The sequence below is a fragment of the Halobacterium sp. KA-4 genome, assembly GCF_021028995.1.
Taxonomy (GTDB): Archaea; Halobacteriota; Halobacteria; order Halobacteriales; family Halobacteriaceae; genus Halobacterium.
This window is the reverse complement of the sequence record NZ_JAJJZG010000003.1, coordinates 16844-43431: the sequence shown is the minus strand read 5'-3', so window position 1 is coordinate 43431 and position 26588 is coordinate 16844. Positions and strand designations below refer to the sequence as shown.

Sequence of the window (26588 nt, the reverse complement as noted above, 5' to 3'; positions counted from 1 at the left end):
ACCTCTAGTGCGGTAGGAGACATGGCGTGTTCGGGTGTCATCTGCTCCCAGACGACCCTTCGGGGAGTGCGGAGGGAATTAAATTCGCCTGCTGCCGTTACGCTCCCCATCTTGGGGAGAGGCCAAACGGCGAAGCCCCGCGCCACCGTGCGCGCGGTACTTCACACGCACTTTTTGCTGTGCTCGCGGCCTGCGGCCGCTCGGCTTGCAAAAACTCGCGGAAAAAGCGCTTCGTCCTCCCTGCAGTCGTTCTCGCCCCGCCGCTCGCGCGCTACACGCACTCGGGTCGCGACTTACGCTAACTACTACCCGCTTTGTGTTTCAGTTCTCGACCGCCGCGGCAGCGTTGATAATCGTCTCCTCGCCGAACGCCGGGCCGACGAGCTGGAGGCCGATCGGGAGACCGTCGGCTTCGCCCGCTGGCACCGAGATGGCGGGGAGGTTCGCGAGGTTTACGGGCGTCGTGTTCGCGTCCGCGAGATACATCTTCAGCGGGTCGTCGAGGCTCTCACCCAGTTCGGGCGGGAGAATCGGCATCGTCGGGGACGCGAGCACGTCGACATCTTCGAACGCCTCGTCGAAGTCCTGTTTCACCCACGCGCGGGCCTCCTGGGCCTGCTTGTAGTACTTGTCGTGGTAGCCGGCGGAGAGCGCGTACGTCCCGAGGAGGATGCGGCGCTTGACCTCGTCGCCGAACCCCTCCGAGCGCGCGTCCGAGAAGGACTCGTTCCAGTTGCCCTCGTAGCCACCGGAGTTGCCGTAGCGAACGCCGTCGAAGCGCGCGAGGTTCGAGGAGGCCTCCGACATGGCGATGACGTAGTACGCCGCGACCGCGTACTCCGCCGAGGGGAGACTGACTTCCTCGATGGTCGCGCCCTGTTCGCGGAGGTCATCGATTGTCGCGTCGAACGTCTCCACGACCGCATCCTCGGCACCTTCCACGAGTTCCGTGGGGACGCCGATGGTGAGGCCGTCGACGTCGCCGTCGGCAGCGTTCGCGAAGTCCGTGTCCGCGCCCTCCTCTCGGGTGGTGCCGTCGTTCTCGTCTGGGCCCGCGACGACGTCCAGCAGCGCAGCGGCGTCCTCAACGGTCGGCGCGATGGGGCCGATCTGTTCGAGGCTGTTCGCGTACGCAACCAGCCCGTACCGGGAGACGAGGCCGTACGTCGGCTTGATGCCGACGACGCCACAGAACGCTGCCGGGCATCGAATCGAGCCGCCGGTGTCCGTGCCGAGCGCGAGGTCGGCGTCGCCCGCCGCGACCGCCGCCGCGCTGCCGCCCGAGGAGCCGCCGGGCACGTAGTCCTCGTCGACCGGGTTCTTCGTCGCACCGAAGTACGACGTCTCCGTGGTCGTCCCCATCCCGAACTCGTCCATGTTCGTCTTCCCGGGGATGGTCGCGCCCGCCTCTTTGAGACGCTCGACAACGGTGGCGTCGTATGGCGGCACGTACTCTTCGAGCATCTTCGACCCGCAGGTCGTGCGGACGCCCGCCGTGGAGATATTGTCCTTGACGGCGACGGTCTTCCCGGCGAGCGGGCCGTCCTCGCTGCCCTCGATTTCGTCTTCGGTGATGTACGCGTTCAGACTCATTACGACACCTTCGGGCCCTTGAAGCGGCCGTCCTCGCTGTCGTCGGCGTTCCGCAGCGCCTCCTCCTGGCTCAGGCTCTGTTCGACCTCGTCGCTACGCATCACGTTCACGAGGTCGGGTTCGGCCTCGACTTCGGGCACCTCCTCGAGTGCTTCGAAGTGTTCGAGGATGTCGCCGAACTGGTCGGCGAACCGCGCGCGCTCCTCGTTGTCGAGGTCAACGCGCGCGAGGTCCGCGACGTGCTCGACCTCGTCGGCGTCCACAGAATCGCTCATGTCTCCGGAATTGCGCGTGCCGTCGGTAAGCGTTTCGATGCCCCACGGCACCCGTTCTGTGTGTGGATTTCTGCCACAGTCCTTTTGTGCGGCCGGCCCCACTCTGTTACACGTATTAGACGTTTTCGCGACCACAGAACCCGCCACAGCCCCCATGAGTGACACCACGCGAACCCGCGAGAAGCGCGAGGAAGCCGAGAGCGAGAGCGAGGAGTCCACCGAGAAGGTCGACGCCGACCTCCACTGCCCCGAGTGTGGCGGCCGCCTCGTCATCGACGAGGAGCACGGGGAGACCGTCTGTGCGGACTGCGGGCTCGTCGTCGAGGAGGAGACCATCGACCGCGGGCCGGAGTGGCGCGCGTTCGGCAGCGAGGAGAGCGACCAGAAGTCCCGCGTCGGCGCCCCGACCACGAATCTGATGCACGACAAGGGGCTGTCGACGAACATCGGTTGGCAAGACAAAGACGCCTACGGCAACAGCCTCTCGTCCAGTCAGCGCCAGAAGATGCAGCGGCTCCGCAAGTGGAACGAGCGCTTCCGCACGCGCACCTCCAAGGAACGCAACCTGAAGCAAGCCCTGGGCGAAATCGAGCGGATGGCGTCCGCGCTCGGCCTCCCGAAGAACGTCCGCGAGACGGCGTCGGTCATCTATCGCCGCGCGCTCAACGACGACCTCCTGCCGGGACGCAGCATCGAGGGCGTCGCCACGAGCGCGCTATACGCCGCCGCACGGCAGGCGGGCGCACCACGCAGTCTGGACGAAGTGGCGAACGTCAGCCGCGTCGAACGCGACGAAATCGCGCGCACGTACCGCTACGTCGCCCGCGAACTCGGCCTCGAAGTCGCGCCGACGGACCCTGCCAGCTACGTCCCGCGGTTCTGCTCGGAACTCGGGCTCTCCGACGCGGTCGAGCGCCGCGCCCGCGACCTCTTGGAAAGCGCCGAAAAGGAAGGGCTCTACTCCGGGAAGTCCCCCGTAGGGCTCGCGGCCGCCGCGGTGTACGCCGCCAGCCTCCTCGTTGACGAGCGCATCACACAGAGCCAGGTCAGCGACGTCGCGAACGTCAGCGAAGTCACCATCCGCAACCGCTACCACGAGATTCTGGAGGCCGGCGGCGAGGCAAACGTCGAAGCCTGACACGGTGCTAGCGGAAGGCCACCCCTTCAGGGGTAGGAGGAAGTCAACGGCCCCGGAGCGTAACCCCTATCTGCCGCGTCGCGAACCTCCGCTATGGAGACGACGCGTCACTTCACCGCCACCGTCTACGTCGTCAACGACGGCGCCACTGCGCTCCACGAACACGACCGCCTCGGCCTCACGATTCCGCCGGGCGGCCACGTGGACCGCGACGAACTCCCACACGAAGCGGGCAAACGCGAAGTCGAGGAGGAGACCGGCCTCGAACCGACGCTGCTCGACGAGGCCCCGGACGTGCCCGCGCCCGACGGCTTCGCGCTGCCGTCGCCGCGCTACCAGCTGTGCTACGACATCAACGTCCACGAGGACGGCACGGTCGGCCACCAGCACATCGACCACGTCTACTTCGCAACCGTCCCCTCACGGGACATCGACCCCGCGGACGGTGAAGCGGGCATCGACGCGTGGACGTGGTTCGACCCCGCAGATCTCCGGGAGAGCGACCTCGACGCGGACACGGTCCAAATCGCGCTGGAGGCCATCGATGCCGCCAGCGAAGCATGATCAGTCCAGACGACTGGTCACGTACTTCGTGACGTGGTCGTCCATCCGGCGCTTGAACCCGGCTTGCCGCGCGAGGCGGTCAACCTCGCGGGCGACGAGGCTGCCGTACTGGACCGCCTTCTTCTCGCGGTCACAGACCACGTCTGGGAGCCGCTCGCGCGCCGCCTCCCGAAGCGCGCGCTTCCGGACGTCCCCCGACACCAGCCACTCCTCGGGGAGTTCGAGCGCCGCGCGCACCACGTCATCGTGGAGCAGCGGCGTCACCGGTTCGACGCCTGCCGCGCGAACGGCGCGCACGTCGCGCGCCAGTTGCTCGGGGAGCGTCTCCAGAACTTCGCGGTGTGCGCCGCGAATCGTGTCAGCGTCCGTCCGCGGGTCGTCGGGCGCGGCTGCGACCTTCGCGTAGCCGCCGAACAGTTCGTCCGCGCCCTGTCCGAGCGCGAGTTGCGAGAAGCCGTCGCCAGCGACGCGCTCGGCGACGAGGTAGAGGGGAAGCGCAATCTGGACGGCCATCGCGCTCGTACGACCGATGGCGCGCGCCGTCTCCGGAATCGCGGCCTCGATATCCTCTATGCTCACAGCGGTAGCAGCGCGGAAGCCCACGGCTTTAGCCGTGGGAGGAAGCGCGTGCGCTTTGTGCGACAACCCACCGATACCGGCATTGCCGACTCCCCAACGGATTCAAAAATATTAATAAAGTATAGCGATTTTTGTGATGTACATGGTGTGGGAGGTGACGCGAACGGTGCGGGTTCGCCTTGACGTGCCCGACGACCGTAAGAGTGACCTCCACGCCACCAACAAGAAATTCCAGTACTGCGCCAATCGCACTAGTGAGTGGGCGTGGCGCTATCCCGACGAAGCCTGCGTTACCAGTAAGAACGAGGCTGAAGCCGCGCTCTACGACGACCTTCGGGAAGAAACCGACTACCTCCACGCCAACCTCGTCCAGAAAGCCATCAAACGCGCCACCGACGATATTGACAACTGCGTGGACCGACTGGCCGACGGCGAATCCACCAGCCAACCGGAGTACGATACGTTCAGTATTGTCTACGACAAGCGAGCTGCGACCTACTACCGGGAGAAGGTGAGTCTCGCCACCGTCAACGGCCGTGTCGAATGCGACTACGACCTGCCCGACAACCCCGAAGGCACACCGCACGGCCAGTATCTCCTGAACGACGACTACGACTTCTCAACTAGCACCGTCCATTACGATAGTGAGGCTGACGAGTTCTACCTGCACGCGGCGATGGAGCAAGAGGTCGACGCGAGTAGTCCTGAGAAAGCCCAGGATTCGAGAGTCCTAGGCGTGGACTGCAACGTCGACGACCACATCGCCGCCACCAGTACGGGTGAGTTCATCGGGAACGCCGACTACCTCAACCATCAACGCCGCGAATTCGAGAAGCGGCGTGCCAGCCTCCAACAGACTGGCACACGCAGCGCGCACGTGACGTATCAGCGCATCGGTGACCGGTTCGGTCGCTGGAGCACAGACTACCTCCATCAGTGCTCCAAACAACTCGTCGCAGAAGCCAAGCGCCACGGCTGTACGCACATCGCCTTCGAGAACTTGGAGCGGATTCGAGAGCGCATCAGCGACGGCAAGAAATTCCAGCAGTGGGCGTTCCGCAAACTGCAGGAACAAACCGAGAACAAAGCAGAACTGGCTGGGATCGTTGTCGAGACAGTCGAACCGTCGTATACGAGCCAGCAGTGCTCGAAATGCGGCTGTACGTTGGAGGAAAATCGTGAAGGGCAACAGTTCGGGTGCTTGGACTGTTCGTACTCGGTGAACGCGGACTACAACGCGGCGAAGAATGTTGCGCGGAAACTGGCGTTACAACTTCAGCGAGGGCAGAAGTCCCCCGCTGGAGGGGTGTTCTGTCAGTACGCCCTGAAGTCAGGGGTGATGACCGTGAGCGCTACTGAAGTGGCGTCCGACACCCCAGTGTCGGCAGAACGGGAGTCCACTGACAAGCACACCCCTTTAGGGGTGGGTCACTGACCTCGTGCACGCGGAGGTTGTCGCTGCGCCCCATCGCGGCCGCGGACTCGCGGGCTGCTTCGATGTCCGCGCAGCCCTCGTAGCCGACGACGTACAGCGGCGCGTCGAGGTCGGCGGCGACGAGCGCGGAGTCCACGCCGCCCGAGAACGCGACTGCGAGGTCGTCGCTCGGCACGTCGAGCGCGCCGTCGAGCGCGTTTCGGACGCTCGTCACGGGGTCGTCCCGACTGACTGATGGGTCTGGGAGTCGCCACGCGCGCCGCGTCTCGTCATCCTCACGAACGTGTCCCGCGGGCAGCAACGTCGGGTCGTCGAGGCCACTAGGGTCGCGGCTCCACGCGTCGCCGTCGAAGTAACAGAGGTCGCGTCCGAGTACGTCCCGGACGAGTCGGCCGTCGGGAAGTTGGCCGGCGAAGCCGTACGTGCCGGGAAGCGGGTCGCTGTCGTTGAGCGCTGTACGAACGGTCGCCGCGAGGGCGTCGTCCATCCCTCAGAAGAACTCTGCGATGCGGTTCTTCACGCGGCGCTTCGCGCCGCCCGCCGCCTGCCGGAAGCTGATGTGCCACGGCGTGCGTTTTCCCTCGACGCTCGTCCGGCCGTCCCGGATGGCGTCGAGGATGCTGTCCAGCGAGCGTTCGTCGGCGCCGACGCGCGTCACCGCCTGTCCGACCATCTCCGCGATGTGGGCGTCGCTGCCAGCAGTCATCGGGAGATTATGAGCGCGCGCGAACCGCTCGGCCTTCCGGTTCGCACGGCCCGTGAGCAGCCGCGAATTGTACACCTCGATGGCGTCCGCGGACGCCAGCGTCGCCGTCGAGATGTTTGGCGCCACGCCGCTTCGCGAGGACTGGAACGGGTGGGGGACGATGGCGAGCCCGCCGCGATCGCGAATCGCGTCGAGCGTGTCCACGAACGGCTCGCCCGATGGCACCGCCTCCTCGACGCCGATGGCGAGCACGTGGCCGTCGGCGCTGGTTACCTCCATCCCCGGAATGCCGACGAGGCCGTACTCCTCGGCAAGATCGGCGGCCCGTAGGCTCGCCTCGATTTCGTCATGGTCGGTGACAGCGAGCGCGTCGAGCCCCACCGCCTGCGCTTGCTCTAAGAGCATCTCGACGGGGTCGCGGCCGTCGTAGGAGAGCTCGGAGTGCGTGTGGAGTTCGACGGAAAGCACGTCTGGAGGTTACGTAGGGGTGGGCAAAAGCGCCCCGGTCCGCAATCGTCCGCCGGGACGGCGCGGCAAGACTGTTCACGTCCGTGTACATGGAAACGACTAAACGCTCGCGGAAGGACCACGAAGGTGAATGCCACTCGCCGAATCGGACCGACGCCTCGTCGAAGCGGAACTGGGACGGGACCCGACGCGGGCGGAGGCCGCGCTGTTCGAGAACCTCTGGAGCGAGCACTGCGCGTACCGCTCCTCGCGCCCGCTGTTGTCCGCGTTCACCACCGACAGCGACGACGTCGTCGTCGGGCCGGGCGACGACGCCGCCGTGGTGTCGGTCCCCGGCACGGACCAGTTGGTGACGTTCGGCGTCGAGAGCCACAACCACCCCTCCTACGTCGACCCCTACGACGGCGCGGCGACGGGCGTCGGCGGCATCGTCCGCGACACGCTCTCGATGGGCGCGTACCCCATCGCGCTCGCGGACGCCCTGTACTTCGGCGGCTTCTCTCGGGACCACTCCCGCTACCTCCTCGACGGAGTCGTCGAGGGCATCAGCGACTACGGGAACGCCATCGGCGTCCCCACCGTCACGGGGAGCACGCAGTTCCACGACGGCTACGAGGGGAACCCGCTCGTGAACGTCGCGTGTGTCGGCCTCGTCACCGAGGACCGCCTCGTCACTGCCGCCGCGAAGGAACCCGGAAATAAGCTCGTACTCGTCGGGAATGCGACTGGCCGGGACGGCCTCGGCGGGGCGAGTTTCGCCAGCGAGGACCTCGCGGAGGACGCCGAGACGGAGGACCGGCCCGCGGTGCAGGTCGGCGACCCGTACACGGAGAAACTCCTCGTGGAAGCCAACGAGGCACTCGTCGACGAGGACCTCCTGCAGGCTGCCCGCGACCTCGGCGCGGCTGGGTTGGGCGGCGCGTCCTCGGAACTGGTCGCGCTCGGCGACCTCGGCGCGCATATCGACCTGGCGAAGGTCCACCAGCGCGAGCCGAACATGAACGCTCTCGAAATCCTGCTCGCCGAGTCCCAGGAGCGCATGTGCTACGAGGTCCGCCCCGAGGACGTCGACCGCGTCCGGAAAATCGCCGAGCGCTTCGACCTCGGCTGCTCGGTCATCGGGGAAGTCACCGACGGGAACTACGTCTGCAAATTCGAGGGCGAGACGGTCGTCGACGCCCCTGCGGAGTTCCTCGCGGACGGCGCACCGATGAACGACCTCGAACGAGAGGAACCCAGCGAGCCCGAGACGGACCTGCCGGACATCGACGTTGAGGAGGCGTTCGATGCGGTGCTGTCGAGTCCGAACACGGCGAGCAAGCGCTGGGTGTACCGCCAGTACGACCACGAGGTCGGCAACCGCACCCTCCGGCGGCCCGGCGACGACGCCGCCGAGTTGGCGCTCCACGAAGTGGCCGAAGCAGGTGGCGAGGACACGGCGCTGGCGTTCTCCGCGGGCTCGAACCCGAACTGGACCGACTCCTCGCCGTACCGCGGTGCGTACGCCACGGCCGTGGAGAACGCGACGAACCTCGCGGCCGTCGGCGCGGAGCCGCTGGCCGCAGTGGACTGCCTGAACGGCGGCAACCCCGAGAAACCCGACGTCTACGGCGAGTTCGCGGCGGCGGTTGACGGCCTCGCGGACGGCTGTCGCGCGGTCGACGCGCCGGTCGTCGGCGGGAACGTCAGCCTCTACAACGACTCGAACGCCGGCCCCGTGCCGCCGACGACGACGCTCGCGATGCTCGGCGTCCGGCAGGGCTACGATGCGCCCGGGATGGCGGCCGCGGGCGAGGGGGACCTCGTGCTCGTCGGCGGGCACGACGAGACGCTCGGCGGGAGCGAGTACCTCGCACAGTTCGACGGCAGCGCGCCGTTCCCCGACGTGGAGGATAGCAGCGTCGAAGCAGTCCGAACGGCCGCGACCCACGACGCGACGCTCGCCGTCCACGACGTCAGCGACGGTGGCCTCGCGGTCACGCTCGCCGAGATGGTCAAGGAGAGCGCGGGCGTTGAGGTAGACGTTCCGAGCGTCGGCGCGCTGTTCTCGGAGGCACCAGGTCGCGCGGTCGTGGAGACGACCGACGCCGGCGCGCTCCGTGACGTGGTGGACGCGTCCGTCGTTGACCTCGGCGAGGCGACTGGCGACGGCGTGCTATCCCTCGCTGTGGCTGGAGAGTCCGTCGACTACGACTTCCAGGCAATCGTGGACGCGCGGCGTGTCCTCGAACGTGAACTCGACTAGAAGAACGCCGGGAAGAGGTACGCCACGGCGACGCCGACGAGCAACACGAGGAGGCCGACGCCGACCTGGCTCGTGGTGTACTCCTGCATCGGTGACGTGACGCGGCCCGAGTCGTCGTGAGCGTGGTCGTCTGACATGCGCGGCGATTGGATGGGGGCCTACTTGGCAGTACCGAACCGGCGCGGTCAGTCGCCGACGTGGCGGACGATGTGGACGTCGTAGCGGTCGTCCGCGGAGACGTTCTGGCCGATGGACGTGATGCCGCCGACCATCCGGCCGGCGTTGTCGCTGCCGATGAACACGACGGTCGCGTCGTGTTCGACCGCGAGCTCCCGGACTTCGCGGCTCACGCGACCGCGGGGCGCGTACTTGTCCACGACCCGGTAGTCGAACTCGACGTCCGGGTTAATGTCGGTCACGTGGTCGGTGAGATTCCGTGCGACCTGTTCGACGCTGAACGTCTCGTCGCCGCTCAGCCAGCCGCGCTCGCGCGCCGTCTCGGCGTCTCGCGGAATCGCGGCGACAGCGACGACTGACTCGTCGGTTGCCTTCGCGAACGCGACCGCGCGGCCGAGCGCGGCCTGCGAGAGCGGCGAGTCGTCGAACGCGACGACGTAGGTCATGGCGTATCCCTCACGTCTGGTCGTTGGATGCCGGAGACGAAACCACTATCGGCGGTTCCCTCGAACTGCAAACCATGCTGACCAAGCGCGTCATCCCGTGCGTCGACGTCGACTTAGACGACGACGGGAACGCCGCCGTCTACACGGGCGTGAATTTCGAGGACCTCGAGTACACGGGCGACCCCGTGGAGATGGCGAAACGGTACAACGAAGCGGGCGCCGACGAGTTCGTCTTCCTCGACATCACCGCGAGCGCGGAGGGTCGCGCGACGATGCTGGAGACCGTCGAGCGCGTCGCCGACGAGGTGTTCATCCCGCTGACCGTCGGCGGCGGCATCCGCGAGAAGGACGATATCAAGGAGACGCTGCGCGCGGGCGCCGACAAGGTCTCCATCAACACGGGCGCGCTCGAACGCCCCGAACTCATCACGGAGGGCGCGAAGGCGTTCGGCAACCAGTGCATCGTCATCAGCGTGGACGCGCGGCGGCGCTACGACGAACAGGGCGAACACTACGAGCAAGTCGACGGCGAGTCATGCTGGTTCGAGGCGACCGTGAAGGGTGGGCGCGAGGGGACCGGCCGGGACGTCGTCGAGTGGGCGCGCGAAGCGGAGGAGCGCGGCGCGGGCGAGCTGTTCGTGAATTCCATCGACGCCGACGGCACGAAGGACGGCTACGACCTGCCGCTGACGGGCGCGGTCTGTGACGCCGTCTCGACGCCGGTCATCGCTTCGTCCGGGTGTGGGTCGCCCCAGGATATGGCCGACGCCTTCGACGCGGGCGCGGACGCCGCACTCGCGGCCTCGATTTTCCACTACGGCGAGTACACCATCGAGGAGACAAAGCAGTACCTCGACGAACACGGCGTTCCAGTTCGGTTGTAGGCGCGACGGCCGGGGCGTCGATATTCCGGAGTGGATACTGCGAATGATTTATCACCAAAGTCCAATATAGCGGTAGTATGTCTCACTCTGGTGCACCCGGGTCGGGGGACCCGGGGACTGCCCAGTGTTCCCCTGATGGACCGCTCGACCCGGGGCGCTCGGCGGTGGGAGCCGCCGAGTGCGATTCCGCGCGGTTCGTGAACCTCGCGCACGCCTCCGGAGGGATTCAACCGATATACCTCGTGTTGACCGACAGCGACGCCGACGCCACGCAGTTATCACTCACGGACGTGCTGTCGATGCCCGAGATACAGAACGCGGTCGCGTACTTTGGTGCGGACACCGACAGCGTCCGCGTGCGCACGCAGCCCGGTCGTCGTGTCGCCCTCGAAGAATACGTGGATGCACTCGCCGAGCGCAACGCGGCGTCCGCCTTCGAGTTCGGCGGACGGACATTCGAACTATCGGTCGTCGTCGGTTAAGCGGCCGCTTCGAACGCGTCCGCGAAGTCCCGGAGTTCGTCGCCCATCCGTTCTGCCGCCGACTGCAGCGCGTCGAGGGGGTCGGTGCCGTCCTCGGTCTTGATAGTGAGCACCGGTTCAGTCTGGCCGCCGGACTGCTCGGGGTTCATGTCGTACGAGGACGCCGCGACGCCCTCGGTCTCGATGAGCGAGCCCTTCAGCCCGTTCATGAACGTGTGGTCTTCCCCGGCAATCTCGATAGTGAGTTCCGCGTCTCCCTTCTCGATAACCCGCAGGTCCATGTATATGGGTTCGCTCGTGGCGCGTTTCAACGTTTCGAACCGTTGGCTCGCGGGCGGACTGTTTATGCGGCCGGGGCCAGCCACGTAGTGATATGAACGTCTCGCCGGTGGTCGTCGTCGTTGCGACGACGCTTGCCCTCCTTGCGGTGACCGCCGTGGTGCCGCGGTTCCGTCGGTTTTCTTCGCTCGCGTGTGCCGCCCCCGTCGCCGTGCTCGTCGGCATTGCCGCCGCGGCGGCGCTGGAAACGGTCGACGTCTGGACCGCCGCCGCGTACGCGGCCGTCGTCACGTTCGTCGCAACTGGCGTGGGCGTGCTCTCAGTAGGGGAAGGTCGTGCCGCTGTGCGCCGCATCCGCAGCCGACTCCTGTTCGGGATTCCGTGGGGTACGCTCTTGGTTGTCGTCGCGGTCGCCGCATTCTACCTGGTCGTCCAGTTCGGTGCGGCGGGCGCGCCACTGGTCGTGCCGTTCGTCTCGTGGTCGTACTTCTACCCACTCGGGACCGTCACGTCGGCGTTCGCTCACGCCAGCCTCGGCCACGTCACGGGGAACCTCCTCGCGACGGTTGCGCTCGCGCCGCTGGCAGAGTACGCTTTCTCGCACTACCCGACCGAGCGTGGCGAGTCCTCGTTCGGCTCGTGGCGCACCAACCCCTACGTCCGCGCGCTCGTCGTCTTCCCGGCGGCCGTCTTCGGCGTCGGCCTGCTGACCGGCGTGTTCTCGTGGGGCGCAACTATCGGCTTCTCCGGCGTCGTCTACGCGTTCGCAGGGTTCGCGCTCGTTCGCTTCCCGCTGGCGACCGTGCTCGCCGTGTCGGTCCGCGAGGTGCTGTCCCTCTTGTGGACGGTTGTCCACGATCCGATTACGTACGCCTCCGCCTCGCCGTCCTTTTCGACGCCGTGGTGGGCGGGTATCTCCGTACAGGGCCACCTCTTTGGTTTCCTCGTCGGTGCGGTGCTCGCCGCTGCGCTCGTCGTCCGACGCGAGAATCGGCCCTCCGCCGCCCGCATTTGGTTCGGCGCGGTCGTGCTCGCGGCGTCGATGTCGCTGTGGGCGGTGTGGTGGTATGGAGCTACCGACGAGTACGTGCTCTTCCGCGCCCTCGGTGTGCTGCTCGTCGCCGCGCTCGCCGTCCTGCTGACCGCCGCCGTGCGCGCCGACACGAGCACGCTGTTCGGCGACGTCTCCACGCGGAAGGCCGCGTTCGTCGTGTTGCTGTTGCCCGTCGTGACAATGTCGATGGTTGCTGTGCCGGTGAACTTCACCACCGTCGCGGACGCTGACCTCCCCGGCGATCCCGTGGAGGTCCGCGGCTACGAGGTGACTTACGCAGAAGACGTCACCAACGAACGCGTCTCCGGCGTGGATATCCCGTACTTCTCGCAGGCGACGAACGTCTCCGCGAGCGGCGTCATCGTCGCCAACCCCGAGCGCGACATCTGGACACAGGAGGTGAGCGCGAGTAGACTCGGGTTCTACGGTGACCAGTCCGTCACCGTCGGTGGCGTCGGCTGGAAGGAGTCCGTCGGCGTCCACCGACGCGGCTGGGTCCCCGCGGGTGCGAGCGCCGTCTACAACGTCTACGTCACGCCGCCCGAGGACGAGACGCGGCACGTCTACAGTTCCGAGAACGCTACCGCGGATCCGGTCGTCGCCGGGCGACAGGTGCGCGTGACGTCGTCGAGCGGCGGTATCGACCTCAACGTCCTGCGCAACAAGACGGTTATCGGCTCGACGGGGATTCCGAGACAGAACGAGACAAACGAGGCCGGCGGGTTGACGTTCGTGCGAAACGGGAGCCGGGTGCTCGCCGAACACGAGAACACGACTATCAGTATCGCGAGCAGGGAGTCCTACGAGTAGCCCGCCCACTCGATGCGGAAGGCTTCGACGTCGAGGCGCTCGCGCTCGCTCGTGTGGAACTCGAATTGGCGAGCGACGTCGAGTTCCGCGGCGAACGCGTGCGTGACTTCGCCGCCCTCGTCGGCGGCGAACGACTCCACGAACGACTTGCTGCCGGCGTTGTGAATCGAGTACGAGACCCCGGCAATCCCGGCGGTCGCGGCGAGGAACGCGCGATCGGCGTGTTCGCTGCCGCGCTGCGCGCCGAACGGAGGGTTCATCACGACCGTATCCACGCTCGCCAGCGGCGGCCGCGTCGCGTCCCCGAGCAGCCAGTCGACGCCGACTGCGGGGTCGACGCGCGGTTCGTTCTCGCGGGCGACGGCGAGCGCGTCCGGGTCGCGTTCGATCGCGAGGACGCGTTCGGGCTCGCGGGTGGCGGCACCGAGCGCGAGCATCCCCGTGCCAGTGCCGAGGTCGGCGACGGTGCGGCCGGCGAGGTCGCCGTGGAGGTCGGCGAGGTGGAGGAGGTGGGCGGCGAGGTCCGCGGGTGTCGGGTACTGTTCGAGCGCGGCACTCGGGTCGCGGAACCCTTCGACCGCCGAGAGGCGCTGTTCGAGCGCGCGCTTCATGCCCGAGGCGAGGGCTCCGGGGTCGAAGAAAGCTCCGTCACGAAAGAGAGAGCGTCAGTTCAGGGAGAGGCCGTCGACGTCGACGGCGAGACCGTCGCGGCGCGCGCGCTCCGCGACCGCGGAGAGCGCGGGGCGGACTTTCTCGGGGGCGGCGGCCTCGCGCACGTCGACGGTGAGGCGGTTCGCACCGAGGAAGGAGGCGTTCTCGATGACTTCGCGGAGACGGTCGGCCTCGCGTTGGGTGGCCAGCGAGCAGTCCTCGTCGAAGGCGGCGTTGACGGCGACTTCCGCGGGGACGTAGCCCTCGTCGGCGAGGTCGTCGGCGAGCGTGCGGAGATCCTCGCGGGATGCGCCAGCGATGGTGTCTGCGTCGACGGTCACGGGGGTGGAGTCGGTGGGGCGACAGCCCTCTATGGGGCTGGTTCGGCGTGACGTGCTCATGCTACTCACACATACATGGGGGAAATACAAAAAGGTTTGCTAATGCCCAGTAGTAATTAGACATCGTGGGTCAACCCCGTCGTTATTTCCTGAGACGCCCCGATGTGAGCCCATGGATGCCGGGACGAGTGCGACGGCCGGGTTGATTCACGTCCTCCACGTGGACGACGACGAGGCTCTCGGCGACCTCGCCAGCACGTACCTGGAGCGCGTCGAATCCCGACTCGGCGTGACCGCCGTAACCACCACGACGGACGCACTCGCCCACCTCGCCGAACACGACGTCGACTGCATCGTCTCCGACTACGATATGCCGGAGATGGACGGTATCGAGTTCCTTGAAACCGTCCGCGAGGACTTTCCCGAACTGCCGTTCATTCTGTTCACGGGGAAGGGCAGCGAGGAAGTCGCCAGCGACGCCATCTCCGCCGGCGTCACCGACTACCTCCAGAAGGAGAGCAGCACCGAGCAGTACACCGTGTTGGCGAACCGCGTGCAGAACGCCGTCGAGAAGCGACGCTCCGAGCGCGCACTCGACGAGCGCAACCGCCGCCTCGAAACCCTCGTCAGCAACCTCCCCGGGATGGTGTACCGCTGCCGGAACAAACCCGACTGGCCGATGGAGTACGTCGGCGGCGAGTGCGAGCAACTCACGGGCTACCCCGCGGCCGCGCTCGAAGCTGGCGACGTCGTCTGGGGCGAGGAAATCATCCATCCCGACGACCGCGAGGCGATGTGGACCGCGGTCCAGAACGCCCTCGACGACTGCGAGCCCTTCGAGGTCACGTACCGCATCGAGACGCAGGACGGCAACCGAAAGCACGTCTGGGAGCGCGGCCGCGGCATCTACGACGCCGCCGGCGACCTGCGCGGCATCGAGGGGTTCATCACGGACATCACCCAGCAGCGCGAGCGCCAGCACCGCCTCGAACGCGACTCCGAGCGCCTCGAAGCCCTCTTCGAGAACTCCCCGGACATGGTGAACATCCACGACGCCGACGGCGTCATCGTCGACGTCAACGAACGCATCTGCGAGGAACTTGGCTACGCAGCCGACGAACTCGTCGGCCAATTCGTCTGGGACGTGGACACGACGACCGACCGCGAGTCGGTGATGGCGATGGAAGCCGGGATGGAGCACGGCGGCCTCCGGCGCTTCGAGGCCGAGTTCGAGCGCGTAGACGGCTCGACGTTCCCCGTCGAAGTCCACCTCACGGAGCTGGAAGTCGACGGCGAGCGCCAGTTCCTCGCCATCAGCCGCGACATCAGCGAGCGCGAGGAACGCGAAGCCCAACTCCGCCGGCTGAAACGCCAGTACGAGACGGTCTTCGAGAACGCCCAGGACGGCCTGTTCCTACTGGAGGTCGTCAAGGACGACGGCGACGTCGAGTTCGTTTATCGTCAACTCAACCGCGCCCACGAGGAGATGAGCGGGCTGTCGGCCGCCGACATCGTCGGAAAAACTGAGCACGAGGCGTTCCACTCGGCGCTCGGCGACCAGACGGTCTCGCACCACCGTCGGTGTTACGAGTGCCGTGAGCCCGTCGAGTTCGAGGAGGTGTTCGAGTTCCCTGCCGGCGACGTTGTTGTCTCCGGGACGATCTCCCCTGTCGTCGTCGACGGTGAGGTCACACATCTCGTGGGTGTCACACGGGACGTCACGGAATTCAAGGAGCGTGAACGCGCGCTCCGCCGCGAACGCGACAAACTCGATAAATTCGCGGATATCCTCAGCCACGACCTTCGCAACCCCCTGAACGTCGCGGAGGGGAACCTCGAACTCGCTCGCGAACAATACGATAGCGACCGCCTCGAAAGGGTCGCCAGCGCCCACGGACGGATGCGCACGCTCATCGACGACGTCCTCGCGCTCGCTCGGCAGGGACGCACGGCAACCGACCTCGACGACGTCGCACTCGACACCGTAGCCGAACGCGCGTGGGCGACTGTAGAGACACAGACTGCGACGCTCGTCGCGGACTCGGCGCTGACGGTGCGCGCAGACGAAGGCCGCCTCGAGCAACTACTGGAGAATCTGTTCCGCAACTCAGTCGAACACGCCTCAGAAAATCCACCCGACGACTGCGTCACGGTCCGGATCAGCGACCTCGACGACGGCTTCTACGTCGAGGACGACGGCTCCGGCGTCCCCGCGGGGGACCGCGAGCGCGTCTTCGAGTACGGCTACTCGACGAACGACCGCGGAACCGGCATCGGGCTCAGCATCGTCGCGGAACTCGTGGACGCCCACGGCTGGGAAATCGAGGTTACTGACGGCGAGAACGGCGGTGCGCGCTTCGAAATTACGGGTGTCGAAACGGCAGAGTAGCTTACCAGGTGCCGTGGAACGTGTCGAAGGAAAGGTCTTCGAGGGGCTTGTTGCCCACCGCAATCTCGTACTCGCCGGGGGTCACCATCGGCTTGTGGAACTGCGGGCCGTCGTCGGTCGTGATGCGCGGACAGCCCGTGTTCACGAACGCGTCCATGTCGAAGTTCCGGAGGCGGTCCGGCGTGACTTCGTCCATCGTGATGAGGTAGGCGTTGTCGTTGTTCTCCACGATTTCGTTGGCCTGGTCCCAGCGACCCTGGCCGATCTTCGTGCAGAAGATGACGCCCCACTTCTCGGCGCTCATCGCCTTGTGGACGGTAGCGTAGCGCTGCTTGAGGAACTTCTCCGTGTCCGCGACGGAGACGGAGTTGTTGACGGGGTCGGCGATAACGACCTTCTTCTCGGGGTGCTCCATCGCGAGGCCGAGCGGGTGGAACTTCCCGCCGCCAACGTACAGCACCTGGTCAGCGTCGATATCCGCGCTCGCGTAGTTGCAACCGAGCACCTGTCCCTCGTGGGTGAGGCGGTCGTCACCCTTCCGCGTGTGGACCTCGTAGCCGCGCTCGGTCAGCCACTCTTTCATCTCCGGGAAGAGGTTCATGTGCTGGGCGGTCGTGACGAGCCCGACGTCCTCCTCGTCAAGTTCCTCGAGGGACTGCTCCATGATGGGTTCGACGTCGACGTTCGAGAACAGCGGCACGTAGATGATTTTCTCGGACTCCTTCATCGGGGAGTGGCCGAAGTGGACGAAGACGTCCGTCCGCCGCATCATGTACGTGTCGAGGTCGCAGGCACCGTAGCACGGCTGCCCCGAAATCATCACGCGCGTGTCGTCGGGGAGCAGCTTGCGGAGGTCATCGGCGACCCCGGGCGCGCTGCGCTTCAGCCCCTCGGGGAACTGCAGGCCGACCTTCTCCGCGTCGCGCTCCTCGACCGCCTCCACGATGCGGTCGAGTTCGTAGTCCCACGTTCGGTCGTGTTTCAGGGAGAGTCCGGTGTTCCGGAGGTCTCCTGCCGAACGGGTCTCTTCGTGGCTCATTACACCGCGATACAGGCTTCGTTCGTTTAACCTCGGCGGTTCCGGGGGCGACCGCCCCCGCTTCCGGCACCTTCAAACCGACCGAGCGCCAACCGCCAGGCATGAGCGTCGACTCCGACTCCCCGGCCACGACCGGCACTACGAAGGCCGACGACATCGCGCGCCAGCTCGGCGAAGCCATCGAGGAGTCCCCCGAGTACCAGCGCTACGAGGAGACGAAGGCCGCCGTCGAGAACAGCGAGGAAGTCCAGCAGCGCATCAGCGAGTTCGAGGACCTCCGCCAGGAGTTCATGCTCGCGAGACAGACCGGCGACGCCACTCAGGAGGACGCCAAGAACGTCGAGGACGCCCAGAAGCGCCTCCACGAGCACCCCGTGATGGCGGAGTACCTCGACGCGCAGGACGAACTGGAAGCCAAATTCGAGTTCCTCAACGACCTGATTTCGGAGCCGCTGGACGTCGACTTCGTCGGCGAGTCCGGCGCGTGCTGTCAGGACTAACTGTTTTCTACACAACCTAACCCCGGAACGCTTAGGGGGCGACGCGAGTGACCCGACGGTATGGTCCACTCCGATTGGGGCGACTGGCTGCCGACGGCCGTCGAGCAGTCCACGCCCGCTGGCGTCGCGGTCTGGTATCTCGGCTGCAACGGCTTCGTCCTCAAGGGCGAGGACGGGACGACGCTGTTCATCGACCCCTACCTCGGGACTGGGTCCCCGCCGCGCACCATCCGGATGATTCCGGTGCCGTTCGACCCGCGGGACGTCACCGAGGCCGACGCCGTGCTCGCCACCCACGAACACACCGATCACGTGCATGGACCGAGTCAGGCACCGATTCTCGCCGAAACCGGGGCAGAGTTCTACGCGCCCGACGATTCGCTGGCGGTCGCGCGCGGTGAGGAGGCGTGGGACGACAACTACGCCGTCGACACCGACCAGTACAACGAGATTTCGGAGGGCGACACGTTCGAGGTCGGCGAATTCACGATTCACGTCGAACCCGCCCACGACCCGGACGCCACCCATCCCGTCTCGTACGTCATTGAGCACGATGCGGGCACCATCTTCCACGGCGGCGACACCAAGCCAAGCGACGAGTTCGAGCGCCTTGGTCGCGAGTACGATGTCGACCTCGGAATTCTGGCGTTCGGCGCGGTCGGCAACGTCCCCGACAAGCAGAGCCGCGAGCCCAAGCGCACGCGCTGGTACAACGACGAGAATCAGGTCGTGAAGGCCGCCAGCGACCTCCGCGTCGACCGCCTGCTGCCCTCCCACTGGGACATGTGGAAGGGGCTGACGGCGGACCCGAAGGCGCTGCACCACCACGTCCGGAGTTTCGCGTTCCCGCGCCGCCTTGATCTCGTAGAAATCGGCGACCGCGTGGACGTGACAGACGAGTAACTGACGCCGAGAGTCGGCGGGTAATTTAAGTCCTCGTCCGCGTAGGTGGTGGTATGCACGACCAACCCGCGGGTGGTTCCGATGAGTGACGAAACGGTCGTCGAGACCGACGGCGTCACCGTCAGCAAGTTCTTCAACGCCGAGGACTTCCCAGTCCCGGCGGTCGCCTTCGACATCGACTCCGACCGAGACGACGCGGTCACGCTCCGCATCGTCGACGAGATCCCCGACGAGTTCGGCATCGACCAAATCGGCTTCCACCCCGAGTACGGCAGCGAGCACTGGACGGCCAGCGGCGACGGCGTCGTCCGCTTCGAGCGCGAAATCGAGCCCGGCGAATCCTTCACCACCGTATACGGCGTGCGCATGGAGGAAGGCCAAGACGAGACGCCGTTCCTCTCCGCGCCGACCATCAAACTGGAGGGCGAGGATATCGACGAGGTCGTCCCGCCGGAGTCCACATCGGTCGTCCGCGAACTCGCGGGTGGCGAGCGCGAGACGGTCCCCGGCCTCGAGGAGGAGAGCGAGGAGGTCGGCCTAGAAGCCGACATCGAGGGCGGCATCGAGTCCCTCGAAGAGGAGGACGCCGAAATCCTCGAAGGCGACGTCGACCTCGGCAGCGACGAGGAGTCCGCAGTCGAAGCCAACGAGGAGCCTGTGGACGTCGAGGACGAGACGTTCGAGGAGGAACCGCCAACCGAGCCGGAGGCCGAAGGGTACGGGGCAGAGCAGCCCGAGCCGTCCGCAGCCGAGGAAGAAGAGATAGAGGAGCCCGAGGCTGAAGGATTCGGCGAGGAGGAAGCCGAGGCAGAGGCGGGAGCTGAAGCAGAGTCCGCGCCCGAATCGATCGGCTTCGACGCCAGCGACCTCGTCGCGACGCTCGCGGAGGCCATCCGCAACGACGAGGTCAGCGACGACGACCTCGCGACCCTGCAGGACGCCTTCGGCGGCGTCCCCAACAGTACGCAGGTCGAAATCGAACACCTCCAGAGCCGCGTCTCCGAACTGGAAGCGTACACGGACGCCCTTGAGGAGTTCCTCGACGAGGAAGGAACCGCCCAGCAGCTCGTCAGCGACGTCGAGAATGAGGTCTCCTCGCTGTCCGCGGAACTCGGCGACCTCTCGAACGAAGTTGCGGAAGTGGAGGCGAGCGTCGAGGACGCCGCCGGCGACCGCGAGCAGCTCCGCGAACGCGTCGCGGCGGTCGAAGACGACGTTGGCGCAGTCGAGGACCTCCGCGAGGACCTCGAACGCCTGCGCGGTGACGTCGACGCCATCGATGAGCGCCTCGCAGACACTGAGGACGCCGTCATGGAGGTCGACGAAATCGAGGACGACCTCGAAGACGTCGCTGAGGACCTCGAGGACGTCGAGGAGCACGTCGACGAAATCGAGGAGTGGCGCGACCAGCTCTCGGACGTCTTCGGCACGTAGCGCCGCGACCGCCCATCCGGGGGAATCACAACCGTTTTCGGCGCTCGCCGGCTCTCTTCTCCTATCATGACTGCGCCGGTGCGCGTCGCCGTTCCGCGGAAGGGACGGCCGCTGGAAGCCGTACTCGACAGATTCGCCGCTCGCGCCGACGCGACCGCGGTCGCCGACGACGTGGTGTCGACGCTGCGCTACGAGAAGGCCGTCACGAAAGACGAGCAGGACGCTGAGCGCGGCGTTTACGAGCGCCTGGCCGAGTACAGCGAGCCCGCTGAACCACACCAACCGGACTTCACGCTGCTGCGGGACGCCCGCGCGGGTAAGCCCCGGCGCGTCGTCTTTGACTCGCTGACCCTCGACGTCGAGGGGACGCCCGTCCAACTGGTCGGCCGCGAGGAGCCGTTCCGCGCGCTCCGCACCCACGAATTCGCGCTCGGGTTCGACAGCGCTGACCTCGTGCTCGAAGAGGTCGTCCAACTGGAGCCCGAACCGCTCTCGACCATTGCTGACCTGAACGACCGCATCGACCCCCATGACACGGACGTCCGCGTGATTTCGGGGCTCGGCGACACCGTCTACCACACGCTGCTGGCGACGCCCGCGGCCAAGCAGTCCGTCGGCGCAGAGGAACTCGACCGCGCGTTCCTCGCGGCCTACGAGGGAGAAGTCTGCATCAGCCCGCGCTACGAGCGCCTCGTCCGCGCGGTCCTCGGCACGGACGCCACGCAGGGCGTCGAGTTCGTCTACCCCGATGCGGGCCGCGAGGAGGAAGCCGCCATCGCGGACGTCGGCGTCGGCGTCTACCTCACGGTTACGGGCTCGACCGCCCGCGAGCACGGCCTCGAAGTCGGCGAGCGCCTGTTCCCCAGCGAGACGGTCCTGATGGAGAACCAGTCCGAAGCCGGCGGCGAGGACGTACAGGCGGTCAAGCGCGCGCTCGCCGCGAACGCCGACGAAACCGCGATTCCCCCGCAGTAGGTCGGCGAGAACGACTAACAGTTGCTCGCGCGTAGCGCCGGCCATGCCGACGCTCGGATTCACCGGCGACGTGATGCTGGGCCGCGCCGTCGACGAGCGCCAGCGCACCCGCGACGCCACTGCTGTCTGGGGTGACCTCGAAGACCGGCTCGCCGGGCTCGACGGACTGTTCTGTAACCTGGAGTGTTGTCTCTCCACGCGCGGCGAGCCGTGGACGCGCACGACCCGTGCGTTCCACTTCCGCGCGGACCCCGAGTGGGCGATTCCCGCGCTGAGGGCCGCGGGCGTTGACGGCGTCACGCTCGCGAACAACCACGTCCTCGACTACGGCGAGCGCGCGCTCCGCGACACGCTCGACGAACTCGACGACGCGGGCATCGCTCGCACCGGAGCTGGCCGCGACTGGGACGACGCGCTCGACCCCGCCGTCGTCTCCGTCGGCGACTGCACAGCCGCGTTCGTCGCGTTCACCGATAACACGCCCGAGTACGCCGCCGGCCCGGACAGCCCTGGCACGGCGCGCATAGAGTGCGATGTCGACGACGCGGACACCCGCGAGGCCGTCCGCGAGGCGCTGGACCGTGCGGCCGCCCACGATCCCGACCTGCTCGTTGCGACCCTTCACTGGGGGCCGAACATGGTCGAGACGCCGGCCGAGCAGTACCGCGAATTCGGCCGCTGGCTCGTCGACGAGGGCGTCGACGTCGTCCACGGCCACAGCGCCCACGTCTTCCAGGGCGTCGAACTCCGTGACGGCGCTCCGATTCTCTACGACACCGGCGACTTCGTCGACGACTACGCCATCGACGAAGACCTCCGCAACGACCGCGGCTTCCTCTTCGAACTCGACGTGACCGCCGACGGCGACCCGACCGAACTCCGCCTCCACCCCACAGAAATCGACCACTACAGCGTCTACCACGCCGACGCGGAGGCCGCGGCGTGGTGCCGCGAGACGATGCGCGAGCGCTCCGCCCCCTTCGACACCGAATTCGAGCGCGACGGCGACGACCTCCTCGTCGACCTCGACTGACTCACTCTTCTTTCCGCTTGGCGAGATAGTCGCGGGCGCGTTCCAGCATCTCGTCTTTCAGTCCCACGAAGACGCCGCCCTCTTTCCCGCCGACGAACGTGTTCTCCCCGGGCTCGATAATTTCGTTGATGTCGGGGTGTTCGACGTCGATGTGCGTGACTTCGGCAGCCTCGCCCTCCTCGTGAACGTACACCTTCGCGCCCTCTAACTCGTACTTCGACGGGTGTGGCCCGGTCATGCCGTGGTCTTCGACGGCCAGCACGTAGGTCCGGTGGCCGGAGTGCTCTGCGGACGCCTACAGCGTCAGCGTCACCGATGCCGTCTCGAGGAACGCCGTCTCGTAGCCCTCGTGGCGCGCGACCCGCGGTGGCGTCCGCACCGAGAGCGTGAGGTCGTCACCTGTTTCGACGCTCGGCACCGCGACGCCGTAGTGGTAGCCGAGGTCCGGGCTGAGCGTCCGCGTCAGCGCGCCCTCGTAGACCGTCTCGCCGTCTCGTTCGAGCGTCACGTCCAGCGCCATCCCCGAGAGCTCGTAGCTGTTGTACCGCGTGCGCGCCGACACCGCGAGATACGCGTCCTCTGGTCGACCGACACGCTCGGCGGACGTGAGATCGGTGACGACGAGGTACGCGTCGTCGATGGCCGCGGTCCCGCGAACTGTCCCCGGCAGGTCCTCGGGTGCTGGCGAAATCGACTTCGGATAACTCGTCTCTCGGGGTGCGAGTGCGCCCGACTCCCTCGCCTGCTCGATGGGCGTCGACCCGACTCGTGCGCGTGTTTCCTCGGTGAACTCCACGGTCATCTCGGCGGTTTCGGCGCTCTCGAAGCGCCCCTCGAACGCGCCCGTGGTGCGCGCCGAGATGCCGCCGATGGAGACGTTCGCGGTGTACGTGCCGTCGCCGTCGAGCCCGAAGTTCCCGCCGTAGTGGAACCCCATCGGCTGGGAGAGCATCGGATACATCACTTCCTGCGCGAGGAACTCGCCGCGCTCCAACTCGACGGAGACGCCCGTGTCCGGCAGCACAGCTCCGGTTTCGTCGTCCCAGACGACCGCCATCAGGTGAATGGAGTCCTCACTCGTCTTCGCGGTCTTCGAGCGCTCCGTGTTCGTCAACGTCCAGAACGTGTGCGGTACCGTGAACATCAGCGCGACCGTGTAGTCGCCGACAGTCGTCGTCCCCTGCATCGCCATCCGCTCCTCGAAGGACTGGACGTAGACGCCGTCGGGCTTCGTGCTGGTCGTCGCTGCGGGCGTCGTCTCTGTCGCGTCCGTGCTCACGTCGCCCGTGCAGCCAGCGAGGAGAGTCGAAGCGGCGAAGACGGAGCCGAGCGCGAGGAACCGTCGGCGGCGCATACCGCGAACAGGGGTCGGCGAACCCATAGCCGCTGTGGTCTCCCGCTCCAGAAGCATTAACCTCGCGTCCCGGGTAGACGCCGGCATGCGACGTGCCGTCCTCGCCGCCCTCCTCGCGCTCGCGCTCGTGGCGTCCGCCAGCCCCGTCGCCGCCCACGGCAACCACGTCGAGGTCGACAGCCAGCACTCCGCTGACGGCACGGTCGTCGTAGAGGCCGTTCGGCCACTCACGGACGGCTTCGTCGTCCTCCACCGCGCAACCGACGACGGCGAAATCGGCGACCCCGTCGGCCACAGAAGCGTCGACTTCGACGACGGCTTCCAGCAGAACCTCCCCGTCGAGATGGACGCCGACGCTTGGGCTGACTGGCCCGACAACGGGCCGCTGTGGGTGGTGTTCCACGCTGACCGCCATGATGACGGCGAGTTCGACCCCGGCGTCGACGAGCGCGCGTCGGCGTTCGGCGCGACGACCAGCCAGTCGGTGACGCTCGCCAAACGTGACCAGCCAGCCAGCGTCGTCGCCGAGCGCGCGCAGGCCCAGCAGACGGCGTCCGCGACCGCGATCGTCGACAGCGCTGTGCTCCCCGACGACGTCTTTCTCGTGCTCCGCACGGAGTCAGGCACGGAAGGCCACATTGTCGGCACGAAAGCACTCGATGCCGGCGCTCACGCGGACGTCGGCGTCGACTTCGACTCGTCCGTGTTCTCCGAGAATCGCTCGACTGTCGGGCTGTACGCACAGTTGTACACCGACGGCGGGGATGGCGAGTTCTCCGAGGGCGACCGCCTCGTGCGCGCCGGCGACAGCCCCGTGAGCACGTACTTCCTCGTCTGGCAGGTCGACGAGGTTGCTGCGACGACCAGCGAACCCGTCGTACAGACGCCGTCGAACGACGACAGCGTCGTCACGCCCACGGAAACCGCCGACGCGGCCACCAGCGAATCCGGCACGTCGGTCTCCGGATACGGCGTCGTCCACGCCCTCACAGCGCTCGCGCTCGCCGCCATCGTTCTCGTCCGTCGGTAGTGTCGCTACCCGGACTTACTTCGGCTGGTGGCCGCTATCCGGGCACGCATGATTGTACTCCACGCGACCTTCCCAATCGACCCGGCGCGCCGCGAGGACGCCCTCGACCTCGCCGACCACCTCGTCGAGGAGTCGAACCGCGAAGACGGCGTCATCGACTACCGCGCGGCTGTCGACGTCCAGGACGAGAACCGGATTCGATTCTTCGAGCAGTACGAGGACGAAGCCGCACTGGAAGCCCACGAGAACAGCGACCACTTCCAGCGACTCGAAGCAGAACTCCCGGACCTGCTCGCTGGCGAACCCGAAGTCCTGAAGTTCGACGTCAGCGACGCTACTGAACTCGAACTGTAGTCACGGGTCGGGTTCGGGCAGCGCGCGCAACCCCCGTGGCGGCACGAGGAAGTAGCCGCGCCGGCGCACGAAGATGTACTCCAGAATCCCGTTGTTGACGCGCTGGCGAACCGCCGGCGTCACCTCGGTCACGTCTGTGCCGTTCATCGCGCGACGCACGTCCTTGAACGTCGAAATCTCGCGCTGCAGCGACGGGAAGTGGAGGCTGGCGACGGCGCGGTTGGAGCCGATGTCGTCCGTGGACTCGAAGTGTCGCCGGAGCACGCGTACGTTCCCATCGCTGTCCCGATTAGCACGAGCGGCTTTCTGCGCGTGGCCCACGCGGCCGTACTCGCGGACGTGCTCCTCAATGTCGTCGACGTAGTCGTCCACGCGGCTGTTCGAGCCGAGGTTATTCCCGACGCCTTCTACGAGGTCGTCGGCAGCGTGGCCAGGACTGAACAACTCCATCACGCGCTCGTCGTAGTTCTGTTCGCCGTACCAGTCGTCGAGGCGCTGGCGGAGGTTCGAGACGACCTTCGTGGTGCCGCCCGCGAACGGCCCCGACTGGATGGTGACGTCGTCTTCCGTCGCCTGATTCTCGCGGAAGCCGGCGGTGAATCCCATGAACAGCGGTGACTCCTCGGGGACTGGCTTCGAGTCGGGGATGCCGGCGGCGTCCTGACGTTCGGCGGGCATCCCCGCGCCGACGAAGCCCGTCCGCCGCGATTCGACCGTCAGCACGTCGGTTAGCGCCGCGTCGACACTGATACCGTTCATTTCGTCGCTTCTCCCGGTGAGCGCGTGTTCGGTTTCGAGTACCACGTCTGCGCGGTCGCTGGCGAGGTGGACGAGCACGTCCTGCGTGTCGAAGACCGGGTCTTCGAACGGCGACAGCGGCTCCGGTTGCGGAAGGTCGACGCCCGTGGGTGCGGCGTCGAAGCGCTCGAAATACGCCGGCGAGTACGCCACGGAGAACAGCAGGCCGTCGTTCGACCACTCGTATGCCTCGTCAAGAACGGCGAGCGCACGTTCGACGGTCTCGCGGTCGGATTCCGTGGGCTGGCCGTCGCGGTCCAGCGAGAGGTACAGCAAGGTTTGGTGGCGCGGCAGTTCGATGTTCCCGTACTCGTCGGTGCGCACGTGGTCGTTCCACGCGTGTTGACGAGCCGGCTTCGAGGCGGGAGAGCCGCGTGGTGGCCTGTCGTCGGGTGCGAGGTCAAGACACGCAGAGAGAGCAGCTGTCGTGCCGGTGGCGACGGCGGCCTTCAGCACGTCGCGGCGCGACCAGTCGTAGGGCGGCATTCGGCAGTGGATTCGGTCCGCCGCGGCTTGGGTGTTGTCGTTACTGGGCATTCGAGCTGGAGGCGCGGCTCAGGCAGTCGATAGCGTAACTGAGGCGGTCGTAGACTGTTCGCGGAAAACTCCAGCAGCAGGCGTTAGAGCGCTACTGGCCCCCAATATCGTCGAG

28 protein-coding genes and 1 pseudogene are annotated in these 26588 nt (G+C 66.8%); 15 read left to right on the top strand and 14 right to left on the bottom strand.

The window, feature by feature from the left end; genetic code table 11:
- Positions 1-321: 321 nt before the first annotated feature.
- Positions 322-1593 (bottom strand): Asp-tRNA(Asn)/Glu-tRNA(Gln) amidotransferase subunit GatA, encoded by a 1272-nt coding sequence (gene gatA / locus LPA44_RS04345; protein ID WP_230888369.1) that lies wholly within the window; start codon positions 1591-1593, stop codon positions 322-324.
- Positions 1593-1868: an Asp-tRNA(Asn)/Glu-tRNA(Gln) amidotransferase subunit GatC gene (gene gatC / locus LPA44_RS04340; protein ID WP_230888368.1), complete on the bottom strand. Its 276-nt coding sequence runs from the start codon at positions 1866-1868 to the stop codon at positions 1593-1595. Before gatC ends, gatA begins: the two co-directional genes overlap by 1 nt.
- A gap of 154 nt (positions 1869-2022) precedes the next feature.
- Between gatC and LPA44_RS04335 the strand changes: the two genes are divergently transcribed.
- Together LPA44_RS04335 and LPA44_RS04330 are read left to right on the top strand one after the other, a co-directional pair.
- Entirely contained in the window at positions 2023-3006 is a 984-nt protein-coding gene (locus tag LPA44_RS04335; RefSeq protein ID WP_230888367.1) for a transcription initiation factor IIB, read from the top strand.
- Between the two features lie 93 nt (positions 3007-3099).
- Positions 3100-3570: an NUDIX hydrolase gene (locus tag LPA44_RS04330; RefSeq protein WP_230888366.1), complete on the top strand. Its 471-nt coding sequence runs from the start codon at positions 3100-3102 to the stop codon at positions 3568-3570.
- Here the strand turns inward: LPA44_RS04330 and LPA44_RS04325 are convergent.
- Positions 3571-4212, bottom strand: a pseudogene (locus tag LPA44_RS04325) (asparagine synthase C-terminal domain-containing protein); the annotation flags it as partial.
- A 79-nt stretch (positions 4213-4291) separates the two neighbouring features.
- Here LPA44_RS04325 and LPA44_RS04320 point away from each other — a divergent pair.
- The gene (locus LPA44_RS04320) at positions 4292-5584 is read left to right on the top strand and encodes an RNA-guided endonuclease InsQ/TnpB family protein (protein WP_230888365.1); all 1293 of its coding nucleotides are present in this window, start codon (positions 4292-4294) and stop codon (positions 5582-5584) included.
- Here the strand turns inward: LPA44_RS04320 and LPA44_RS04315 are convergent.
- Both LPA44_RS04315 and LPA44_RS04310 read right to left on the bottom strand, forming a co-directional pair.
- Positions 5502-6071 carry a hypothetical protein gene (locus tag LPA44_RS04315; protein ID WP_230888364.1) on the bottom strand — a complete coding sequence of 190 codons (570 nt, stop codon included), beginning with the start codon at positions 6069-6071 and terminating at the stop codon, positions 5502-5504. The two genes, LPA44_RS04320 and LPA44_RS04315, sit on opposite strands and share 83 nt — an antisense overlap.
- 3 nt (positions 6072-6074) lie before the next feature.
- Positions 6075-6758, bottom strand: coding sequence for a PHP domain-containing protein (locus LPA44_RS04310; RefSeq protein ID WP_230888363.1), 684 nt, complete (start codon positions 6756-6758; stop codon positions 6075-6077).
- A 130-nt stretch (positions 6759-6888) separates the two neighbouring features.
- Here LPA44_RS04310 and purL point away from each other — a divergent pair, with 130 nt between their 5' ends.
- Entirely contained in the window at positions 6889-9003 is a 2115-nt protein-coding gene (gene purL, locus LPA44_RS04305) for a phosphoribosylformylglycinamidine synthase subunit PurL (protein WP_230888362.1), read from the top strand.
- Here the strand turns inward: purL and LPA44_RS04300 are convergent.
- A complete protein-coding gene (locus LPA44_RS04300) occupies positions 9000-9140 on the bottom strand; it encodes a DUF7550 family protein (RefSeq protein ID WP_230888361.1) in 141 nt (46 codons plus the stop codon). The two genes, purL and LPA44_RS04300, sit on opposite strands and share 4 nt — an antisense overlap.
- Before the next feature lie 48 nt (positions 9141-9188).
- Positions 9189-9626, bottom strand: a complete 438-nt coding sequence (locus tag LPA44_RS04295) for a universal stress protein (RefSeq protein ID WP_230888360.1) — start codon at positions 9624-9626, stop codon at positions 9189-9191.
- Between the two features lie 74 nt (positions 9627-9700).
- Here LPA44_RS04295 and hisF point away from each other — a divergent pair, with 74 nt between their 5' ends.
- On the top strand, positions 9701-10510 hold the full coding sequence (gene hisF / locus LPA44_RS04290) for an imidazole glycerol phosphate synthase subunit HisF (RefSeq protein WP_230888359.1): 810 nt from the start codon (positions 9701-9703) through the stop codon (positions 10508-10510).
- Positions 10511-10587: 77 nt separating this feature from the next.
- Positions 10588-10992: a hypothetical protein gene (locus LPA44_RS04285; RefSeq protein ID WP_230888358.1), complete on the top strand. Its 405-nt coding sequence runs from the start codon at positions 10588-10590 to the stop codon at positions 10990-10992.
- On the opposite strand, the gene LPA44_RS04280 is transcribed toward LPA44_RS04285, so the two are convergent.
- A complete protein-coding gene (locus LPA44_RS04280; RefSeq protein ID WP_230888357.1) occupies positions 10989-11273 on the bottom strand; it encodes a DNA-directed RNA polymerase subunit L in 285 nt (94 codons plus the stop codon). The genes LPA44_RS04285 and LPA44_RS04280 overlap by 4 nt on opposite strands.
- A gap of 92 nt (positions 11274-11365) precedes the next feature.
- Here LPA44_RS04280 and LPA44_RS04275 point away from each other — a divergent pair, with 92 nt between their 5' ends.
- Positions 11366-13135: a rhomboid family intramembrane serine protease gene (locus LPA44_RS04275; RefSeq protein WP_230888356.1), complete on the top strand. Its 1770-nt coding sequence runs from the start codon at positions 11366-11368 to the stop codon at positions 13133-13135.
- Here the strand turns inward: LPA44_RS04275 and LPA44_RS04270 are convergent.
- On the bottom strand, positions 13126-13746 hold the full coding sequence (locus LPA44_RS04270) for an METTL5 family protein (protein WP_230888355.1): 621 nt from the start codon (positions 13744-13746) through the stop codon (positions 13126-13128). The two genes, LPA44_RS04275 and LPA44_RS04270, sit on opposite strands and share 10 nt — an antisense overlap.
- A gap of 54 nt (positions 13747-13800) precedes the next feature.
- Positions 13801-14187, bottom strand: a complete 387-nt coding sequence (locus LPA44_RS04265; protein ID WP_230888354.1) for a hypothetical protein — start codon at positions 14185-14187, stop codon at positions 13801-13803.
- A gap of 112 nt (positions 14188-14299) precedes the next feature.
- Between LPA44_RS04265 and LPA44_RS04260 the strand changes: the two genes are divergently transcribed.
- Positions 14300-16516: a PAS domain S-box protein gene (locus tag LPA44_RS04260; protein WP_230888353.1), complete on the top strand. Its 2217-nt coding sequence runs from the start codon at positions 14300-14302 to the stop codon at positions 16514-16516.
- Position 16517: 1 nt separating this feature from the next.
- Here the strand turns inward: LPA44_RS04260 and dph2 are convergent, their stop codons facing one another.
- Positions 16518-17555 carry a diphthamide biosynthesis enzyme Dph2 gene (gene dph2 / locus LPA44_RS04255; protein WP_230888352.1) on the bottom strand — a complete coding sequence of 346 codons (1038 nt, stop codon included), beginning with the start codon at positions 17553-17555 and terminating at the stop codon, positions 16518-16520.
- 101 nt (positions 17556-17656) lie between these two features.
- Here dph2 and LPA44_RS04250 point away from each other — a divergent pair, with 101 nt between their 5' ends.
- The 5 genes from LPA44_RS04250 (at position 17657) to LPA44_RS04230 (ending at position 22400) form a co-directional block, all read left to right on the top strand.
- Positions 17657-18055: a YlbF family regulator gene (locus tag LPA44_RS04250; protein WP_230888351.1), complete on the top strand. Its 399-nt coding sequence runs from the start codon at positions 17657-17659 to the stop codon at positions 18053-18055.
- A gap of 60 nt (positions 18056-18115) precedes the next feature.
- Entirely contained in the window at positions 18116-18958 is an 843-nt protein-coding gene (locus LPA44_RS04245; RefSeq protein ID WP_230888350.1) for an MBL fold metallo-hydrolase, read from the top strand.
- Between the two features lie 81 nt (positions 18959-19039).
- Positions 19040-20392 (top strand): hypothetical protein, encoded by a 1353-nt coding sequence (locus tag LPA44_RS04240; protein ID WP_230888349.1) that lies wholly within the window; start codon positions 19040-19042, stop codon positions 20390-20392.
- Between the two features lie 66 nt (positions 20393-20458).
- Entirely contained in the window at positions 20459-21367 is a 909-nt protein-coding gene (locus LPA44_RS04235) for a hypothetical protein (protein WP_230888348.1), read from the top strand.
- Between the two features lie 43 nt (positions 21368-21410).
- Positions 21411-22400, top strand: a complete 990-nt coding sequence (locus LPA44_RS04230) for a CapA family protein (RefSeq protein ID WP_230888347.1) — start codon at positions 21411-21413, stop codon at positions 22398-22400.
- Position 22401: 1 nt separating this feature from the next.
- Here LPA44_RS04230 and LPA44_RS04225 read toward each other — a convergent pair whose 3' ends face one another.
- Together LPA44_RS04225 and LPA44_RS04220 are read right to left on the bottom strand one after the other, a co-directional pair.
- Positions 22402-22638, bottom strand: a complete 237-nt coding sequence (locus tag LPA44_RS04225) for a hypothetical protein (protein WP_230888346.1) — start codon at positions 22636-22638, stop codon at positions 22402-22404.
- Positions 22639-22695: 57 nt separating this feature from the next.
- Positions 22696-23754 (bottom strand): DUF7350 domain-containing protein, encoded by a 1059-nt coding sequence (locus LPA44_RS04220; protein WP_230888345.1) that lies wholly within the window; start codon positions 23752-23754, stop codon positions 22696-22698.
- A gap of 85 nt (positions 23755-23839) precedes the next feature.
- On the opposite strand from LPA44_RS04220, the gene LPA44_RS04215 reads away from it, so the two are divergent.
- Together LPA44_RS04215 and LPA44_RS04210 are read left to right on the top strand one after the other, a co-directional pair.
- Complete coding sequence (locus LPA44_RS04215) at positions 23840-24784, top strand: DUF7282 domain-containing protein (protein ID WP_230888344.1); 945 nt, start codon at positions 23840-23842, stop codon at positions 24782-24784.
- A gap of 48 nt (positions 24785-24832) precedes the next feature.
- Positions 24833-25138 carry a putative quinol monooxygenase gene (locus LPA44_RS04210; RefSeq protein ID WP_230888343.1) on the top strand — a complete coding sequence of 102 codons (306 nt, stop codon included), beginning with the start codon at positions 24833-24835 and terminating at the stop codon, positions 25136-25138.
- Here LPA44_RS04210 and LPA44_RS04205 read toward each other — a convergent pair whose 3' ends face one another.
- Positions 25139-26422, bottom strand: a complete 1284-nt coding sequence (locus LPA44_RS04205; RefSeq protein ID WP_230888342.1) for a DUF7405 family protein — start codon at positions 26420-26422, stop codon at positions 25139-25141.
- Between the last annotated feature and the right edge of the window lie 166 nt (positions 26423-26588).

Excerpts from the sequence above, each read along its gene's own strand:
- LPA44_RS04315 (WP_230888364.1), bottom strand. The coding sequence starts at position 6,071 with ATGGACGACGCCCTCGCGGCGACCGTTCGTACAGCGCTCAACGACAGC.
- LPA44_RS04240 (WP_230888349.1), top strand. The coding sequence starts at position 19,040 with ATGAGTGACGAAACGGTCGTCGAGACCGACGGCGTCACCGTCAGCAAG.
- LPA44_RS04230 (WP_230888347.1), top strand. The coding sequence starts at position 21,411 with ATGCCGACGCTCGGATTCACCGGCGACGTGATGCTGGGCCGCGCCGTC.
- LPA44_RS04270 (WP_230888355.1), bottom strand. The coding sequence starts at position 13,746 with ATGAAGCGCGCGCTCGAACAGCGCCTCTCGGCGGTCGAAGGGTTCCGC.
- LPA44_RS04245 (WP_230888350.1), top strand. The coding sequence starts at position 18,116 with ATGGTCCACTCCGATTGGGGCGACTGGCTGCCGACGGCCGTCGAGCAG.
- LPA44_RS04225 (WP_230888346.1), bottom strand. The coding sequence starts at position 22,638 with ATGACCGGGCCACACCCGTCGAAGTACGAGTTAGAGGGCGCGAAGGTG.
- LPA44_RS04215 (WP_230888344.1), top strand. The coding sequence starts at position 23,840 with ATGCGACGTGCCGTCCTCGCCGCCCTCCTCGCGCTCGCGCTCGTGGCG.
- LPA44_RS04260 (WP_230888353.1), top strand. The coding sequence starts at position 14,300 with ATGGATGCCGGGACGAGTGCGACGGCCGGGTTGATTCACGTCCTCCAC.
- LPA44_RS04320 (WP_230888365.1), top strand. The coding sequence starts at position 4,292 with ATGGTGTGGGAGGTGACGCGAACGGTGCGGGTTCGCCTTGACGTGCCC.
- LPA44_RS04265 (WP_230888354.1), bottom strand. The coding sequence starts at position 14,187 with ATGAGCACGTCACGCCGAACCAGCCCCATAGAGGGCTGTCGCCCCACC.
- purL (WP_230888362.1), top strand. The coding sequence starts at position 6,889 with ATGCCACTCGCCGAATCGGACCGACGCCTCGTCGAAGCGGAACTGGGA.
- gatC (WP_230888368.1), bottom strand. The coding sequence starts at position 1,868 with ATGAGCGATTCTGTGGACGCCGACGAGGTCGAGCACGTCGCGGACCTC.
- hisF (WP_230888359.1), top strand. The coding sequence starts at position 9,701 with ATGCTGACCAAGCGCGTCATCCCGTGCGTCGACGTCGACTTAGACGAC.
- LPA44_RS04335 (WP_230888367.1), top strand. The coding sequence starts at position 2,023 with ATGAGTGACACCACGCGAACCCGCGAGAAGCGCGAGGAAGCCGAGAGC.
- LPA44_RS04280 (WP_230888357.1), bottom strand. The coding sequence starts at position 11,273 with ATGGACCTGCGGGTTATCGAGAAGGGAGACGCGGAACTCACTATCGAG.
- gatA (WP_230888369.1), bottom strand. The coding sequence starts at position 1,593 with ATGAGTCTGAACGCGTACATCACCGAAGACGAAATCGAGGGCAGCGAG.
- LPA44_RS04330 (WP_230888366.1), top strand. The coding sequence starts at position 3,100 with ATGGAGACGACGCGTCACTTCACCGCCACCGTCTACGTCGTCAACGAC.
- LPA44_RS04210 (WP_230888343.1), top strand. The coding sequence starts at position 24,833 with ATGATTGTACTCCACGCGACCTTCCCAATCGACCCGGCGCGCCGCGAG.
- LPA44_RS04275 (WP_230888356.1), top strand. The coding sequence starts at position 11,366 with ATGAACGTCTCGCCGGTGGTCGTCGTCGTTGCGACGACGCTTGCCCTC.
- LPA44_RS04295 (WP_230888360.1), bottom strand. The coding sequence starts at position 9,626 with ATGACCTACGTCGTCGCGTTCGACGACTCGCCGCTCTCGCAGGCCGCG.
- LPA44_RS04250 (WP_230888351.1), top strand. The coding sequence starts at position 17,657 with ATGAGCGTCGACTCCGACTCCCCGGCCACGACCGGCACTACGAAGGCC.
- LPA44_RS04235 (WP_230888348.1), top strand. The coding sequence starts at position 20,459 with ATGACTGCGCCGGTGCGCGTCGCCGTTCCGCGGAAGGGACGGCCGCTG.
- LPA44_RS04285 (WP_230888358.1), top strand. The coding sequence starts at position 10,588 with ATGTCTCACTCTGGTGCACCCGGGTCGGGGGACCCGGGGACTGCCCAG.
- LPA44_RS04300 (WP_230888361.1), bottom strand. The coding sequence starts at position 9,140 with ATGTCAGACGACCACGCTCACGACGACTCGGGCCGCGTCACGTCACCG.
- dph2 (WP_230888352.1), bottom strand. The coding sequence starts at position 17,555 with ATGAGCCACGAAGAGACCCGTTCGGCAGGAGACCTCCGGAACACCGGA.
- LPA44_RS04220 (WP_230888345.1), bottom strand. The coding sequence starts at position 23,754 with ATGCGCCGCCGACGGTTCCTCGCGCTCGGCTCCGTCTTCGCCGCTTCG.
- LPA44_RS04205 (WP_230888342.1), bottom strand. The coding sequence starts at position 26,422 with ATGCCGCCCTACGACTGGTCGCGCCGCGACGTGCTGAAGGCCGCCGTC.